The following is a 15,164-nucleotide window of genomic DNA, read 5'->3' on the forward strand; positions in this document are numbered from 1 at the left end:
CTGCATCAGTAGTCATATCAGTCGATTCCGCCCGTCAGGGTCGTCTGCTCAGCATAGTCGAGGTGTTTGACGAGCTGCGCGCGCAGCCGGGCACTTACCTCGGCAAATTCAATCGATCCTGCGTGATCGCTCAGCTGGGTCATCGCCAGCCCGGCATAGCCGCAGGGATTAATCCGTCGAAACGGTTCCAGGTTCATATCCACGTTCAGGGCCAGACCATGAAAGGAACAACCGTGGCGAATCCGCAAACCCAGAGAAGCAATTTTCGCCCCGTCGACGTACACGCCGGGAGCGTCTGGCTTGGCCGTGGCGGTCACGCCGTAACTGGCCAGCAGTTCGATCAGGCAAAGCTCCATACGGCTGACCAGATCACGCACGCCGAAACCCAGCTTGCGTACGTCCAGCAGCAGGTAGGCCACCAACTGGCCGGGACCATGATAAGTCACCTGCCCGCCGCGATCGACCTGTACCACCGGAATATCGCCCGGTAGCAACAGGTGTTCGGCCTTGCCGGCCTGGCCCTGAGTGAACACCGGAGGGTGTTCGACGAGCCAGATTTCGTCGGCGGCATCGCTGCCGCGTTCGTTGGTAAACCGTTGCATGGCATGCCAGACCGGCTCGTACGCCATCTGGCCGAGCTCACGAAAGCCCAGCGTGCCTGGCATCACAGCACCATGTGCACGAAACCGGTCGCCCGCAGTTCGCTGTTGATGTTGTACAGCTGATCCTGATCGGTCGCGACGATGTGCAACTGAATCGTGGTGTATTTGCCGTTGCTGCTCGAACGCTCGTCGACACGCTCATCATTGATCTTCGCGAATTTCTTCACGATTTCGATGATCTTGTCTTTGTGGCCAACCCCCGTGTCGCTGATCACCTTAACCGGATAATCAACCTGGGGAAATTCGATCTTTGGCGCCTTTACTTCGGTATCGGTCATGGCGTAACGGCCTCTTGAGCGCAAGCCGTGATAACGCACATGGCCCCGCACCGGATCGGGGCGGGGCCATGCAGGTCAACACAAATCAGTTGAACAAGCCGTAGAAGAATAGACGGATGCTATCCCACATGCGGCGGAAGATACCACCCTCCTCGACGCCATCCAGAGCGATCAGGTCAGCGCTGTGCACCACCTTGTCTTCCAGTTTGACTTCGACTTTACCGATCACGTCGCCCTTGGCGATTGGCGCGGTCAGTTGCGGGTTCATGGTCATGCTCGCAGCAAGCTTCTTCAGCTGGCCTTTTGGCAGGGTCATGGTCAGGTCTTCAGCCAGGCCGGCCTTGACTTGATTGGTGGTGCCTTTCCACACCGGGGCCTGAGCCAGTTCGGTGCCCTTCTGATAGAAGGTCTGGGTTTCGAAGAAGCGGAAGCCGTAGGTCAGCAGCTTCTGGGTTTCAGCGGCGCGAGCCACTTCGCTGTTGGTGCCGAACACCACGGCGATCAGACGCTGGCCGTCACGCACAGCCGAGGACACCATGCAGTAGCCGGCTTCGTCGGTGTGACCGGTTTTCAGACCGTCAACGGTCTTGTCACGCCACAGCAGCAGGTTGCGGTTAGGCTGCTTGATACCGTTCCAGAAGAACTCTTTCTGCGAGTAGATCGCATAGTGAGCCGGGTCTTCGTGGATGATCGCGCGCGCCAGAATCGCCATGTCGTGAGCCGACGAGTAGTGCTCAGGGTTTGGCAGACCGGTCGGGTTCATGAAGTGGGAGTTGGTCATGCCCAGATCAGTCACGGTCTTGTTCATCAGATCGGCGAATGCATCTTCGCTACCGGCGATGTGCTCGGACAGCGCCACGCTGGCGTCGTTGCCGGACTGAATGATGATGCCGTGCAGCAAGTCGCTGACCGTCACCTGCGAGCCGACTTTGATGAACATCCGCGAACCGCCAGTGCGCCAGGCGTTTTCGCTGACGGTCACCGGATCGTTTTCACCGATCTGGCCACGACGGATTTCCAGGGTCGCGATGTACGCGGTCATCAGCTTGGTCAGGCTGGCCGGTGGCAGACGCTGGTCGCCATTGTTCTCGACCAGCACGTTGCCGCTGCTGGCATCCATCAGAACGTAGGCTTTGGCGGCCAGTTGCGGTGGCGACGGCATCATCTCGGCCGCGAAGGCGGCTGGCGAGAGGAGCAGCGGGACTAGCAGACACAGGCGTTTGGCAAAGGTGGTGATGTTCATCCGTCTCTCGAAATCGCTAATGGAAACTGTCCTTGCGGACAAAATTTAATCAGATGACTTTCTAACGAGCCATCGCGTGTTCAGTTGCTCACTCCAGTCACCCTTGCCGGGCTTTTGTTCTTCGACGAGCCAACAACCTGATTCGCCCCCCAATCGCTGGCGAATCGTCAATCAAGTCCTACGTATTACTCGGTGACCACACTTGGCGAACCAAGGTTGGCCAGGCGCACGCTGTTCTGCACTTGGGCGATCTCACCCGGCGAGCCGATCGGCCCCAGGCGAACCCGATGCAGAGTCTGTTGATTGCGCACGATCGAGCTGATGAACACCGGAGCGCTCACCATCCCGCTGAGCTTCGACCTCAGCAGTTCTGCAGCGTCCGGGTTGGCGAACGCGCCCACCTGCAGATACTGGCCAGACGCTGTTGCAGAAGCGTTTTTTTTTGCATCGATCTGCACTGGCACAACGGCCGCAGCGTGTTGTTGCGGCGGTGGCGTCCATTGCTCAACGGTGCCGGCCGAGGCGGTGATCACCGGGGCGCTATTCTGCGCGACTTGCGGCTCGTTGAGCATCAACGGCGCCGGACGGCCCTTGGCGGCCCACCATTGCTGAGGATCGATGCCTTCAACCTTGACCCGCGCAGTACCGGTTTCGGCGTAACCGAGCTTTTTCGCGGCGGCGTAGGACAAGTCGATGATGCGATCGGAATAGAACGGCCCGCGGTCGTTGACGCGCAGGATCACCGTGCGATTGTTGTCCAGATTGGTCACCCGAACGTAACTTGGCAGCGGCAACGTCTTGTGGGCGGCACTCATGCCGTACAGGTCGTAGACCTCGCCATTGGCGGTGTTCTGACCGTGAAACTTGGTGCCGTACCAGGACGCCGTGCCGGAAGCGACGTAGGTCTTGGATTCCTGCAACGGGAAGTAGGTTTTGCCCAGTACGGTGTACGGGTTGGCCTTGTACGGACCGGTGTGCAGGGTCGGCGTGGCATCGGGGATGCGCGAAACATCGACATCCCACCAAGGCGCGCCATCTTTGTGTGCACGGTTGATGTCCAGGCCCGGCTGCGCTCGCACAGCGGTCGAAGAGGTTTTCTGAGTCGGCGAACGGCTGGTCGAACAACTGGCGACCAGCACCGCCAACGCAGCGAATGCCACCAGCTTCAGGGGTTTATTGTTAGGCAATGCCCGCATTACTTGACGCCCCGTGCTTGTACCAGCTGTTCAGACAGTTGATGTACGGCCATGGCGTACATCACGCTGCGGTTATAACGCGTGATCGCGTAAAAATTCTTCAGGCCCATCCAGTATTCAGGGCCGTTGTCGCCTTCGAGGCGAAATGCAGTAACCGGCATATCATCGCGCAGCGCATCATGACTTGACCAGCCCAGCGCCCGCAACTCTGCGACGGTCTTTGTCGGCTCGATGCCGGTGGTCAGGCCTTCATCGACCTGCTCGCCACGGACATCGGCGCGGCTGACCACCGGCTCACCGGCGACCCAACCGTGACGTTTGAAATAACTGGCGACGCTGCCGATCGCATCATCCGGGTTGTTCCAGATATTGATGTGGCCGTCACCGTCGAAATCCACCGCGTAAGCGCGAAAGCTGCTCGGCATGAACTGCGGCAGGCCCATGGCGCCGGCGTACGAGCCTTTGAGGGTCAGTGGGTCGACCTGTTCTTCACGCGCCAGCAGCAGGAACTCACGCAGTTCCTTACGGAAAAATTCGGCACGGGGAGGATAGTCGAAACCGAGCGTGGACAAGGCATCGATCACCCGGTAATTACCGGTATTACGTCCGAAAAAGGTTTCAACGCCGATGATCGACACGATGACTTGTGCCGGCACGCCGTATTCCTGCTCGGCACGGGCCAGCGTCGCCTCGTGCTGACGCCAGAAGTCGACACCCCGTGCAATGCGCGCATCGGTGATGAACATCGGACGGTATTCTTTCCACTGCTTGACCCGCTCGGCAGGCCTGGAAATGGCGTCGAGAATCGCCTGCTTGCGCTGAGCTTCGCGGAACACCGCCATCAGCTGCTCACCAGCAAAACCGTAGTCGCGGGTCATTTCACCGACGAACTCGGCCACCTGAGGCGAGCCTTCGTATTCGCCGGCCAGCGCCTCCTGCACACTGCCCAGCAGGCCCATCAGGCCTACCAACGGCGCGCATCGAGTCGCCCAGCCACGCATTACTTGCATTGAACTCTTCACCTTATTCAAACCTGTGCGATCCACTTGCGATGGGTATGGATCGACATCAAAACCCCAAACGCTGACAGCAGTGTCACCAGCGAAGTTCCTCCGTAGCTAATGAACGGCAACGGCACCCCTACGACCGGCAACAGGCCACTGACCATACCGATGTTGACGAAAACGTAAACAAAAAACGTCATGGTCAACGCACCGGCGAGCAATTTACCGAACAGCGTCTGGGCCTGAGCGGTAATCACCAGCCCTCGGCCAATCAGCAACAGGTAGATCAACAACAGCGCGCAGATACCTACCAGACCGAACTCTTCGCCGAGTACGGCAATGATGAAGTCGGTGTGGCTTTCCGGCAGGAAGTCCAGGTGCGACTGGGTGCCGAGCAGCCAGCCCTTGCCGAACACGCCGCCAGAACCGATCGCGGCTTTCGACTGAATAATGTTCCAGCCAGTGCCCAGCGGGTCGCTTTCCGGGTCGAGGAAGGTCAGGATTCGCTGCTTCTGGTAGTCGTGCATGATGAAAAACCACATCGCCACCGACACCGGAATCGCGGCGGCCAGCACGCTGAGAATCCAGCGCCAGCGCAGCCCGCCCATGAACAGCACAAATGCGCCGCCCGCCAGAATCAGCAGCGAAGTACCGAGATCCGGCTGGCGCACGATCAGCGCGAACGGCACGCCGATCAGCATCAGGCTGATGCCGACATGCTTGAGTTGTGGCGGTAACGTGCGCTTGGACAGGTACCAGGCGATGGTCGCCGGCATCAGGATCTTCATGAACTCCGAGGGCTGGAAGCGGATCACCCCGGGGATGTTGATCCAGCGGGTGGCGCCCATCGCGTTGTGGCCCATGATGTCCACCACCAACAGCAGCACCACGCCGATCACATAGCCGAGCGGCACCCAGCGCGCCATGAAACGCGGCTCGAACTGGGCGATGATGATCATCGACACCAGACCGATGCCGAACGAAGTGGCCTGTTTCGCCAGCAGATCCCAGCTTTTGCCGCTGGCCGAATACAGCACGAACAGGCTGCCGGCGGCGAGGATCAGCAGCAGGATCAACAAGGGGCCATCGATATGCAGTCTTTGCAGCAACGTCGCGCGGCGACGCATCACATCCTCACTGGAGAGCATGCGATCAAAATTATTCATCACGGGCCGTAGCCTCCGCACTGATTGGGCTGGCGTATTCGGCCTTCAAACGTCCGTCCTGATCGAGCAGCCAGGCGTCCATGACCTGCCGCACGACTGGCGCCGCGACGCCGGAGCCGGACTCGCCGTTCTCGACCATCACCGAAACAACAATTTTCGGGTCATCCGCCGGGGCGAAACCGACGAACAAGGCGTGGTCGCGGTGGCGCTCCTGAACCTTGGAACGGTCGTATTTCTCACCCTGTTTGATCGCCACGACCTGAGCCGTACCGGATTTGCCGGCAATCCGGTATTGCGCGCCGATCGCCGCTTTGCGCGCAGTACCTCGCGCGCCGTGCATCACCTGCTGCATGCCGTGGTTGACCTTGTTCCAGTCCGACGGATCACGCAGGACAATATTCGGCATCGGGTTTTCGTCTACCGGCTTCACCCCTTCGAGGGATTTGGCCAGGTGCGGACGATTCCAGATACCTTTGTTGGCGACCAGGGCAGTCGCCTGAGCCAGTTGCAACGGAGTCGATTGCATGTAGCCCTGGCCGATACCGAGGATCAGGGTTTCGCCAGGGAACCACGCCTGCTTGCGCGTCGCCCGTTTCCATTCACGGGACGGCATCAGGCCGGGGGATTCTTCGAACATGTCCAGCGAGACCTTCTGGCCGATGCCGAACTTGTTCATGTAGGCCGACAACCGATCGATGCCGAGCTTGTGCGCCAGGTCATAGAAGTAGGTGTCGTTGGACCGCATGATCGCCGTGTCGAGGTCGACAAAGCCGTCGCCCGTGCGGTTCCAGTTACGGTATTTGTGATCGTAGTTGGGCAGCATGTAGTAGCCGGGATCGAACACTCGGCTCGACGCCGTCACTACACCGGAATCGAGACCAGCAATCGCCACCGCCGGTTTGATCGTCGAGCCCGGCGGGTACAGACCGCGCAGCACGCGGTTGAACAGCGGCCGGTCGATGGAATCACGTAACTCGGCGTACGCCTTGAAGCTGATGCCGGTGACGAACAGGTTCGGGTCAAAGCTCGGCTGGCTGACCATTGCCAGCACTTCGCCGGTCTTCGGATCGAGCGCCACAACCGCGCCGCGACGTCCGCCCAATGCTGCCTCGGCCGCTTCCTGCAATTTGATGTCCAGACTGAGGACGATGTCCTTGCCGGGAATCGGATCGGTGCGCTTGAGCACACGCAGAACGCGGCCTCGGGCGTTGGTCTCGACTTCTTCGTAACCGACCTGACCGTGCAATTCCGGCTCGTAGAAACGCTCGATGCCGGTTTTGCCGATGTGGTGGGTGCCGCTGTAGTTGACCGGATCGAGGGTTTTCAGCTCTTTCTCGTTGATCCGCCCCATGTAACCGACCGAGTGGGCAAAATGCGCGCCCTGCGGATAGTGACGAACCAGTTGCGCAACCACTTCCACGCCTGGCAGGCGGAACTGGTTCACGGCGATTCGGGCAATCTGCTCTTCGCTCAGCTCGAACAGGATCGGCACCGGCTCGAACGGCCGGCGCCCCTGACGCATGCGCTTCTCGAAGATCACCCGATCCTCGGGCGTCAGCTCGAGCACTTCGACGATCACGTCGAGCACTTGCTGCCAGTCGCCGGAACGCTCGCGGGTCATGCTCAGGCTGAAGCTTGGGCGGTTGTCCGCCACCACCACGCCGTTGCGGTCGAAAATCAACCCACGGGTCGGTGGAATCGGCTGCACATGGACGCGGTTGTTTTCCGAGAGCGTCGAGTGGTACTCGTACTGGATCACCTGCAAGTAATACAGCCGCGCGATCAACACGCCAATCAACAGCATGATCGCAATGGCCCCGAACACGACGCGGCTACGCACCAGGCGTGCGTCCTTTTCGTGGTCCTTGATGCGGATCGGCTGAGACATGAGGGCTGGATTACTTGTGGTAAGGGTGACCGGACAGCACGGTCCAGGCACGATACAACTGTTCGCCGATCAGGATCCGCACCAACGGGTGCGGCAACGTCAGCGGCGACAACGACCAGCGCTGATCGGCACGAGCGCAGACTTCCGGCGCCAGCCCTTCCGGGCCACCGACCATGAAATTGACCGTGCGCGAATCCAGCCGCCAGCGATCGAGTTCGACCGCCAGTTGCTCGGTACTCCACGGCTTGCCGTGGACTTCCAGCGTGACAATCCGCTCGTTCGGCCCGACCTTGGCCAGCATGGCTTCGCCTTCCTGACGGATGAAACGGGCCACGTCGGCATTCTTGCCACGGGTATTGAGCGGTATTTCCACCAGTTCCAGCGCCAGTTCGGACGGAAGACGCTTGGCATATTCATGCCAGCCTTCTTCCACCCACTTGGGCATGCGTGAACCGACGGCGATCAGGCGCAGTCGCACAGCAATCCCTTACAGCTGGTCTTTGTTGAGCTTGGTGAAATGCTCGTGGGTGTTTTCCGGGCTGTGGTGCTTGGCGTCGGCCGCACGGCTTTGCTCGGCACCGGCCCACAGGCGCTCCAGATCGTAGAACTGACGTGCCGAGGCGGTCATCATGTGCACGATCACCAGGTCCAGGTCCAACAGCACCCAGTCACTGTCGCCCTTGCCTTCTTCGCCCAGCGGCTTGGCGCCCTGCTTTTTGACTTCTTCGCGAACCTTGTCGAGCATCGCGTTGATCTGGCGGTTGGAGGTACCGGTGGCGATGATCATGTAGTCAGTGATGCTGTGCTTGTCGCGAACATCGATGACCTGAATATCCTGCGCCTTGACGTCTTCCAGGGCCACCTTGGCAAGTTCGACCAGTTGCGCGCCAGTGAGCGGCTCATTGGTGTTGACCGGCTCAGGCAGCGGCGCGCTCTTGAATGTGCCTTTGCGCTTTACTTTGGGTAGGTCTTTATCAGTCATATAAAACTCGTTTTGCTCATATATTCGGCGGCTTGGCGATACGTGGATTCGTATCAGTGAAGCACGCCTTGCTCAGTTCGACGCACGGTACAGACCGTGCGCATCGATGTAGGCCAGGACCGCGTCGGGCACCAGGAAACGTACCGACTTACCGCTGGCCAGCAGTTGACGGATCTGGGTGGCGGAAACCGCGAGCGGTGTCTGCCAGACGAATGCAATCTGTCCGCTCGGCCCTTTCAGGGCCAGCGGGTCGCTCACCGAACGCGCTGCCAGCAGGTTGCGCAAGGCATCCGGCGGTTCGCTGTCGGCGTCCGGGCGCTGTAGCACCAGGATGTGGCAATGCTGGAGCAACTCTTCCCAGCGGTGCCAAGTGGGCAGGCCGCAAAATGCGTCCCAGCCCAAAAGCAGAAAAACCTGGGTCTCGGCGGGCATTTCAGCGCGCATCGACTCCAGGGTATCAATGGTCCAGGACGGCTTGTCCCGCTGCAATTCGCGGGCGTCCACCACCAGCGGCGGCATTCCGGCCACCGCGCACTCGACCATCGCCAAGCGATCCTGCGCCGATACCTGCGGCGTACCGCGATGGGGCGGCCGCGCGTTCGGCATCAAGCGCAACTCGTCGAGCGCCAGCGCTTCGGCGACTTCCAGCCCACCGCGCAAATGGCCGATGTGCACCGGGTCGAACGTACCGCCCAATACGCCAATGCGTCGGGGGCGGGGCTCGCTGCCGGTGGTCGGCGCTGTCAGGTCGAGGTCGGTCAAGTCAGACCGGCGCCTGGCCGCGCAACTGGCCATCACCGACCACGATGTACTTCTCGCAGGTCAGTCCTTCGAGGCCCACCGGGCCACGGGCGTGCAGCTTATCAGTAGAAATGCCGATCTCGGCACCCAATCCGTATTCAAATCCATCGGCAAAGCACGTCGGCGTGTTGATCATCACCGACGCCGAATCGACTTCGGCCACGAAGCGACGGGTGTCGGCGAGGTTTTCGCTGACGATCGAGTCAGTGTGATGGGAGCCGTAATGGTTGATGTGTTCGATGGCCTGATCCAGACCGTCGACCACGCGGATCGACAGGATCGGCGCCAGGTATTCGGTGTTCCAGTCGTCTTCGCTGGCGGCAACGGCGTCGATGATTGCCCGGGTGCGCTCGCAACCGCGCAGTTCGACGCTTTTTTCGCGGAACTGGGCTGCCATCGACGGCAGGAAATCCCTGGCAACAGTCTGGTCGACCAGCAACGTCTCCATTGCTCCACAGATGCCATAACGATAAGTCTTGGCATTGAAGGCGATGCGCTGGGCTTTCGCCAGATCGGCGTGGGCACTGACATAAACGTGGCAGATACCGTCCAGATGCTTGATCACCGGAACCCGGGCATCGCGACTGATTCGCTCGATCAGGCCACGACCACCGCGCGGTACGATCACATCGACGTATTCAGGCATGGTGATCATCGCGCCCACGGCGGCACGGTCGGTGGTTTCGACCACTTGCACCACGGCGGCGGGCAACTCGGCCTCGGCCAGACCGCGCTGAATGCACGCGGCAATCGCCCGGTTGGAATGAATCGCTTCAGAGCCACCGCGCAGAATGGTCGCGTTACCGGACTTCAGGCACAGGCTGGCAGCATCGATGGTTACGTTTGGCCGGGATTCGTAGATGATCCCGATCACGCCCAGCGGCACGCGCATCTTGCCGACCTGAATCCCCGACGGGCGGAAGCTCATGTCGCGGATCGCACCAACCGGGTCCGGCAGTGCCGCGACCTGACGCAGACCGACGATCATGCCGTCGATGCGCGCCGGGGTCAGTTCCAGACGCTCCAGCAAAGCGGGCTCCAGACCATTGGCGCGACCGGCAGCCAGATCCTGCTCATTGGCGGCGGCAAGCTCGGCACGGGCGGCGTCCAGGGCATTGGCAGCAGCCTGCAAGGCGCGGTTCTTCTGCGCGGTGCTGGCACGGCCGATGACCCGAGAAGCTTCGCGGGCGGCGCGACCCAATCGGGTCATGTAGTCAAGAACGGACTCAGTCATGGTCTGCTGGGGTCTTGGCAAAGAGGAAAGCGGCAGATTATAGCTGTCGCGTCCCGGGACTAACAGCGGTGACGGGCGGATGGTCGAAATGAACGCGGATTCGCCGGCGTTCAGGCCCAATTAAGCCGTGCGTTGTTATCATCACGACCTCCTGAGCCTGGATAAACATTGCCTGCCATGTCCAACCTGACCGTTCGTAACCGCGCCGAACGCCTGCCACTGGGGCTGCCGGACGCCTTTTTCGACCGAGATGCGCAAGTGCTGGCGCAGGATCTGCTCGGCAAAGTCATTCGCCACCGGGTCGGCGATCTGTGGCTGAGCGCGCGAATCATCGAAACCGAAGCCTATTACTGCGCAGAAAAAGGCAGCCACGCCTCGTTGGGCTACACAGAAAAACGTAAGGCTTTGTTTCTGGATGGCGGCCACATCTATATGTATTACGCCCGTGGCGGTGATTCGCTGAACTTCAGCGCGCAAGGGCCGGGCAATGCGGTACTGATCAAATCCGCCTATCCGTGGGTCGATGAAATCAGCGGGCCGGCGAGTCTGGCGCAGATGCTGCTGAACAATCCCGATGCGCAGGGACGTGCGCGTCCTTCGCAACAGCTCTGCGCCGGGCAAACCCTGCTGTGCAAAGCGCTGGGATTGAAGGTGCCGGTGTGGGACGCCAAACGTTTCGATCATGAGTTGCTTCTCGTCGAAGACACCGGGCCTGCACCTTCGCACATCATTCAAACCACACGCCTGGGCATTCCCCACGGCCGTGACGAACATTTGATGTACCGCTTTGTCGACTCAGCCTATGCGCAATGGTGCACGCGGAACCCGCTGCGGCGCGGTCAGGTCGAAGGCCGGGATTATTTTCTGCTGTAAACACACACTCATGTAGGAGCTGCCGAAGGCTGCGATCTTTTGATCTTGCTGTCAGGATCAAGATCAAAAGATCGCAGCCTTCGGCAGCTCCTACAGGAAGCCATTAATGATTTGGAGTTTTTCTGTATGGGCCCATGGCTCGATAGCGTGACCGGCTGGCTGGCAGCCAACCCACAGTGGCTGGCTGCTGCAGTGTTCATTGTTGCTTTTGTCGAATGCCTGGCGATTGCCGGTTTGATCGTGCCGGGCACCGTGCTGCTGTTTGCCGTGGCCGTTCTGGCCGGCAGCGGCGCCCTGTCGCTGAGCGAAACCCTGTTGCTGGGTTTTCTCGGCGGGATCCTCGGCGACGCCGTTTCGTATTTCCTCGGCCGCCATTTCCACCAGAACATCCGCCGCCTGCCGGGGCTTCGCCATCATCCGGAGTGGATGGCCGGCGCCGAGTCCTACTTCCAGCGCTACGGCATTGCCAGCCTGCTGGTCGGCCGCTTTATCGGGCCGTTGCGACCGATGCTGCCCATGGTCGCCGGTATGTGCGACATGCCCTTCCCGCGTTTCGCCGCTGTCAGCCTGCTGGCCGCCGCCGGTTGGAGTCTGGCGTATCTGCTGCCGGGCTGGGCCACCGGCGCAGCCTTCCGCCTGCCTTTGCCTGAAGGGTTCTGGCTGGAAGCCGGCATTGTCGCCGGCAGCATCGCCGTGATGGTCGGCCTCAGCGTGAACAGCAGCCTGCGCCGGCACCGCCGCGCGACGATCTGGATCAGCAGCATGAGCCTGTTGATTCTGATTGGTCTGTTCATCGGCTATCCGTACCTGACAGCGCTCGATCAAGGCGTGATGACGCTGGTGCAGGAACATCGCCAGCCAATGCTGGATGAAATTGCGGTCACGCTGACTCTGGTTGGTGAGTTCCGCAACATGCTGCTGTTCAGCGTCCTGCTGACCGGGCTGTTGCTGCTGTGCCGCCAGTGGCGCCAGGCGATCTTCGTCGGCGGCACGCTGCTGGTGACCGCACTGGCCAACACCGGGACCAAGTACTTCTTCGCCCGGGTGCGCCCGGAAGTGCTGACCGATCCGCTGACCACCTACAGCATGCCCAGCGGCCATGCCTCAGGTTCGTTTGCGTTGTTTCTGACCCTGGCCGTGCTGGCGGGCCGTGGCCAGCCGCCACGCATGCGCCTGACCTGGTTGCTGATCGCCTGTATTCCGGCCCTTTCCATTGCACTGTCGCGGGTTTATCTGGGTGCTCATTGGCCAACCGACGTATTGGCCGGTGCCATGCTCGCCACCTGTGTCTGCGCAGCAGCCCTGTGGCTGAGTCAGCGCAAAACCCCGCTCAATCCCATGCCGTTCAAGATCTGGTGGCTGATCCTGCCGGCCATGTTGGCGCTGTTTGGCTTTTTCGTCTTGCGGCATCTGCCCCATACGCTGTTGCGTTACGCCTATTGAATGAGGCGATATACAAGCCTTATTCCCTTCGCGCTGCTCTTTTAGGAAATGTCCGACATGAGCAGCGCTTTCCCCTTATCAATACTTACCCATCCAAGGTAAAACTTCTTATTTCCATAACTGCGACTTCCTACACTTAAAAATAAAAACAATAGAAGTTACACATCACCTATAAACCGACATAACAACGCCTTCCATAACTTGAAAAACCAGTTAGATTAAATCCACCCCCATTGAAACCCGCCGACACTTGTTCAATACAGTGAACCTGCTTGCACTTATCTGCCTGCCAGACAAACAACACAACTTACAGATCGAGGGTTTCAATACATCAACTGATTTCGAGTATTCCATGAGTCCAAAGATACCGCGCAAAACGTACCAGCCTTCAACGCAACAACCTGACCCAGGCACATCGCCGCCTCTGCGAACCGATCCACCCTTCCCTGCAGGCGGGCCGTCCATTTTCCGGTTACCGGGTTTGCCGACTGGCCAGGACTCCGGCCACACCGCTGGCGGCCGTCCGATCATGGATAACACGCCGCCCGCCGTGGTCATCCAGGCGATGCCAGCGACAAGCTCTGCCCGCCTCGCAAGCGATAACTCGCTCGACATTTACTGGCTGCGCGACGACTTCCTGCGTGGCATGAAACCAGCGGAAGACGACGGTATTCGCTGGATCGTCGGGCGACAGTTTGTCGACGTCGAATATGAAGGGCGCTTGCGCACCACGCATGTCGGCAAGGATGTCGCCGGGGGTTATCACTGCAAGTCGATCTACGAGCGAATAGCCTCTGGACCGGCGCTTTACAAAAATGACGGCCGATTGACCTGGCGCCTGACGGAACAGCCAACGCCAACCATGGCCACGACAAAACGACTTGCACCTTCAGCGAGCGATCAACCCGGGAGCGCTTCCGCCGCAAAACAACCCCGACCTGCCCACCTGGACGCGAATCTGTACAAAGCCTCCCCGCGCTCACCGGATGCCCAAGGCTATTACGAACTGGTATCCGCGTTCGGAGTGAACAATACGGTCGTGCAATTTGCCTTCATGGATCACTTCGGCCGATGGGTCCCGGTCGATCCGCCGGCCGACGGATTTGCAGCTCAGCCGGCACTCCTCAAGCACTGGACCGATCACCAGATCTGGCAGGCGTATGGCATCCATGGCCAGGATCTTTTGCGCTTTCGCACCGATGCCCAGGCCAGCGGCAAGCGTCCGCTGTGGGCGGTTCCCGAAGTCACGAACCCGCACCGTGACTTGCTGCGCGATAGCCTGCGCTGGCTGCACCCGACCATGAACCTAACCCAGCGAGAGGCATTGCTGCAGTCCTACAACCTGTTGCCCAGCCAGCTGAACCGCTTGCAACAGGACCTGAAGACCGAACTGAAAATGCCGCAATGGGTGCAGGCGCACAAAAGCCTGATCGACGACATCGCCAATCCGCAGCGCCTCGAACAAATGAGCCAGGACGCCGCCAGGGAACTCAACCTCAAGCACGATGCCCGGCACGACTGGTACAGCCTCGAGACCAGCATGACCGCGCCAGTGCGCGAAGCGCTGCTGAGCAAACTCGGGTATCTGCGCAACAAGAACAATTGCTTGTACCGCACGGACATTCCGGCGCTGTTCCGTGGCGATGAACGCACACCGTTCGAACTCGCCAATGACGGTTTCATGCTGCCGCGATACAAGCACAAACCCGGCGCCACCACTCATAAACCGATGAGTGCGACCTTCAGCCTCAAAGAAGGGCAGATGTACGCAAGCGAGCCTGATCCTGAGTACTTGCGCTTCAACAGCCAGACCAACAAACACCCGGGGCAGGATACTGACGGTAGCGCCGCGGGCAGCGATGCCAGTGACGCAGAAAGCACCACATCGTCCGAATGGTCCGATGCCGCAAGCCCGATCCCGTGGGATCGCGATCGCAGCTATGAATCAACGCGCACACGCCAGAAGGAAATGTTTCTGTATGTGCTCGACACCCGTCGCCTGGAAGTGGTGCCTCACGAAGAAAACATGAGTTTCAATTCAGCCGCCCGCGACACACCCCCCACCTGGTTTCCCGACGATGATTTTGAAGGGCTGATATCGGTCAGCCGCAGCGGACTGGATGCCGATCGTATCTGGCTGCTCAATTCCGCCCTGACCAAAGCGGTGAAGATCGACGACATCAAGAACCAGGCCGACGCACGTGCCGAGCGCATCGAAGCTGCCACCCATGCCGGACATCAGAACAAATTCGAGTACGACCAATTGATCGATGAAGCGGAAGCCGAGGGCAAGCCCGTGCTCAGGCTTTCGGGCAGCGGCGAAGAGTTTGCCTACGACGTCAGCTGGCCCGAGTCGGCAACGCCAACCACTCAACATCGGTGACACACCGACAG

The 15,164-nt window shown here is 60.1% G+C and carries 14 protein-coding genes; 3 read left to right on the forward strand and 11 right to left on the reverse strand.

Annotation, left to right across the window (positions count from 1 at the left end; translation table 11 throughout):
• Positions 1-17: 17 nt before the first annotated feature.
• The 11 genes from lipB to M5G26_RS05670 all read right to left on the reverse strand — a co-directional run bounded on the left by lipB (position 18) and on the right by M5G26_RS05670 (position 10,454).
• Complete coding sequence (gene lipB / locus M5G26_RS05620) at positions 18-665, reverse strand: lipoyl(octanoyl) transferase LipB (RefSeq protein WP_134177810.1); 648 nt, start codon at positions 663-665, stop codon at positions 18-20.
• Positions 665-940: a DUF493 domain-containing protein gene (locus tag M5G26_RS05625; protein ID WP_008087908.1), complete on the reverse strand. Its 276-nt coding sequence runs from the start codon at positions 938-940 to the stop codon at positions 665-667. Before M5G26_RS05625 ends, lipB begins: the two co-directional genes overlap by 1 nt.
• 85 nt (positions 941-1,025) lie before the next feature.
• Positions 1,026-2,183 (reverse strand): D-alanyl-D-alanine carboxypeptidase family protein, encoded by a 1,158-nt coding sequence (locus tag M5G26_RS05630; RefSeq protein WP_038361911.1) that lies wholly within the window; start codon positions 2,181-2,183, stop codon positions 1,026-1,028.
• A gap of 185 nt (positions 2,184-2,368) precedes the next feature.
• Positions 2,369-3,379, reverse strand: coding sequence for a septal ring lytic transglycosylase RlpA family protein (locus tag M5G26_RS05635; protein ID WP_150694693.1), 1,011 nt, complete (start codon positions 3,377-3,379; stop codon positions 2,369-2,371).
• Positions 3,379-4,389 carry a lytic murein transglycosylase B gene (mltB, locus tag M5G26_RS05640; RefSeq protein ID WP_122599808.1) on the reverse strand — a complete coding sequence of 337 codons (1,011 nt, stop codon included), beginning with the start codon at positions 4,387-4,389 and terminating at the stop codon, positions 3,379-3,381. The genes M5G26_RS05635 and mltB overlap by 1 nt, the downstream gene beginning before the upstream one ends.
• A gap of 17 nt (positions 4,390-4,406) precedes the next feature.
• A complete protein-coding gene (gene rodA / locus M5G26_RS05645; RefSeq protein WP_049802149.1) occupies positions 4,407-5,510 on the reverse strand; it encodes a rod shape-determining protein RodA in 1,104 nt (367 codons plus the stop codon).
• Between the two features lie 31 nt (positions 5,511-5,541).
• On the reverse strand, positions 5,542-7,437 hold the full coding sequence (gene mrdA / locus M5G26_RS05650; protein WP_273914646.1) for a penicillin-binding protein 2: 1,896 nt from the start codon (positions 7,435-7,437) through the stop codon (positions 5,542-5,544).
• Positions 7,438-7,447: 10 nt separating this feature from the next.
• Complete coding sequence (gene rlmH / locus M5G26_RS05655) at positions 7,448-7,915, reverse strand: 23S rRNA (pseudouridine(1915)-N(3))-methyltransferase RlmH (RefSeq protein WP_003185785.1); 468 nt, start codon at positions 7,913-7,915, stop codon at positions 7,448-7,450.
• Between the two features lie 9 nt (positions 7,916-7,924).
• Positions 7,925-8,419: a ribosome silencing factor gene (gene rsfS, locus M5G26_RS05660; RefSeq protein ID WP_273914647.1), complete on the reverse strand. Its 495-nt coding sequence runs from the start codon at positions 8,417-8,419 to the stop codon at positions 7,925-7,927.
• A 72-nt stretch (positions 8,420-8,491) separates the two neighbouring features.
• Positions 8,492-9,214 carry a nicotinate-nucleotide adenylyltransferase gene (gene nadD / locus M5G26_RS05665; RefSeq protein WP_443218372.1) on the reverse strand — a complete coding sequence of 241 codons (723 nt, stop codon included), beginning with the start codon at positions 9,212-9,214 and terminating at the stop codon, positions 8,492-8,494.
• Positions 9,183-10,454 carry a glutamate-5-semialdehyde dehydrogenase gene (locus M5G26_RS05670; protein WP_273914649.1) on the reverse strand — a complete coding sequence of 424 codons (1,272 nt, stop codon included), beginning with the start codon at positions 10,452-10,454 and terminating at the stop codon, positions 9,183-9,185. The genes nadD and M5G26_RS05670 overlap by 32 nt, the downstream gene beginning before the upstream one ends.
• Before the next feature lie 177 nt (positions 10,455-10,631).
• On the opposite strand from M5G26_RS05670, the gene M5G26_RS05675 reads away from it, so the two are divergent.
• The 3 genes from M5G26_RS05675 to M5G26_RS05685 all read left to right on the forward strand — a co-directional run bounded on the left by M5G26_RS05675 (position 10,632) and on the right by M5G26_RS05685 (position 15,153).
• A complete protein-coding gene (locus M5G26_RS05675; RefSeq protein ID WP_273914650.1) occupies positions 10,632-11,327 on the forward strand; it encodes a DNA-3-methyladenine glycosylase in 696 nt (231 codons plus the stop codon).
• 126 nt (positions 11,328-11,453) lie between these two features.
• Positions 11,454-12,770: a bifunctional DedA family/phosphatase PAP2 family protein gene (locus M5G26_RS05680; protein WP_134177804.1), complete on the forward strand. Its 1,317-nt coding sequence runs from the start codon at positions 11,454-11,456 to the stop codon at positions 12,768-12,770.
• 262 nt (positions 12,771-13,032) lie between these two features.
• The gene (locus tag M5G26_RS05685) at positions 13,033-15,153 is read left to right on the forward strand and encodes a hypothetical protein (RefSeq protein ID WP_273914651.1); all 2,121 of its coding nucleotides are present in this window, start codon (positions 13,033-13,035) and stop codon (positions 15,151-15,153) included.
• Positions 15,154-15,164 lie beyond the last annotated feature (11 nt).

The sequence above is a fragment of the Pseudomonas sp. TNT2022 ID642 genome, assembly GCF_028656995.1.
Taxonomy (GTDB): Bacteria; Pseudomonadota; Gammaproteobacteria; order Pseudomonadales; family Pseudomonadaceae; genus Aquipseudomonas.

What these genes read in the sequence shown, in the direction of transcription:
- lipB (WP_134177810.1), bottom strand. Translation starts at nt 665, where the DNA reads ATGCCAGGCACGCTGGGCTTTCGTGAGCTCGGCCAGATGGCGTACGAG.
- M5G26_RS05625 (WP_008087908.1), bottom strand. Translation starts at nt 940, where the DNA reads ATGACCGATACCGAAGTAAAGGCGCCAAAGATCGAATTTCCCCAGGTT.
- M5G26_RS05630 (WP_038361911.1), bottom strand. Translation starts at nt 2,183, where the DNA reads ATGAACATCACCACCTTTGCCAAACGCCTGTGTCTGCTAGTCCCGCTG.
- M5G26_RS05635 (WP_150694693.1), bottom strand. Translation starts at nt 3,379, where the DNA reads ATGCGGGCATTGCCTAACAATAAACCCCTGAAGCTGGTGGCATTCGCT.
- mltB (WP_122599808.1), bottom strand. Translation starts at nt 4,389, where the DNA reads ATGCAAGTAATGCGTGGCTGGGCGACTCGATGCGCGCCGTTGGTAGGC.
- rodA (WP_049802149.1), bottom strand. Translation starts at nt 5,510, where the DNA reads ATGCGTCGCCGCGCGACGTTGCTGCAAAGACTGCATATCGATGGCCCC.
- mrdA (WP_273914646.1), bottom strand. Translation starts at nt 7,437, where the DNA reads ATGTCTCAGCCGATCCGCATCAAGGACCACGAAAAGGACGCACGCCTG.
- rsfS (WP_273914647.1), bottom strand. Translation starts at nt 8,419, where the DNA reads ATGACTGATAAAGACCTACCCAAAGTAAAGCGCAAAGGCACATTCAAG.
- nadD (WP_443218372.1), bottom strand. Translation starts at nt 9,214, where the DNA reads ATGGCCAGTTGCGCGGCCAGGCGCCGGTCTGACTTGACCGACCTCGAC.
- M5G26_RS05670 (WP_273914649.1), bottom strand. Translation starts at nt 10,454, where the DNA reads ATGACTGAGTCCGTTCTTGACTACATGACCCGATTGGGTCGCGCCGCC.
- M5G26_RS05675 (WP_273914650.1), top strand. Translation starts at nt 10,632, where the DNA reads ATGTCCAACCTGACCGTTCGTAACCGCGCCGAACGCCTGCCACTGGGG.
- M5G26_RS05680 (WP_134177804.1), top strand. Translation starts at nt 11,454, where the DNA reads ATGGGCCCATGGCTCGATAGCGTGACCGGCTGGCTGGCAGCCAACCCA.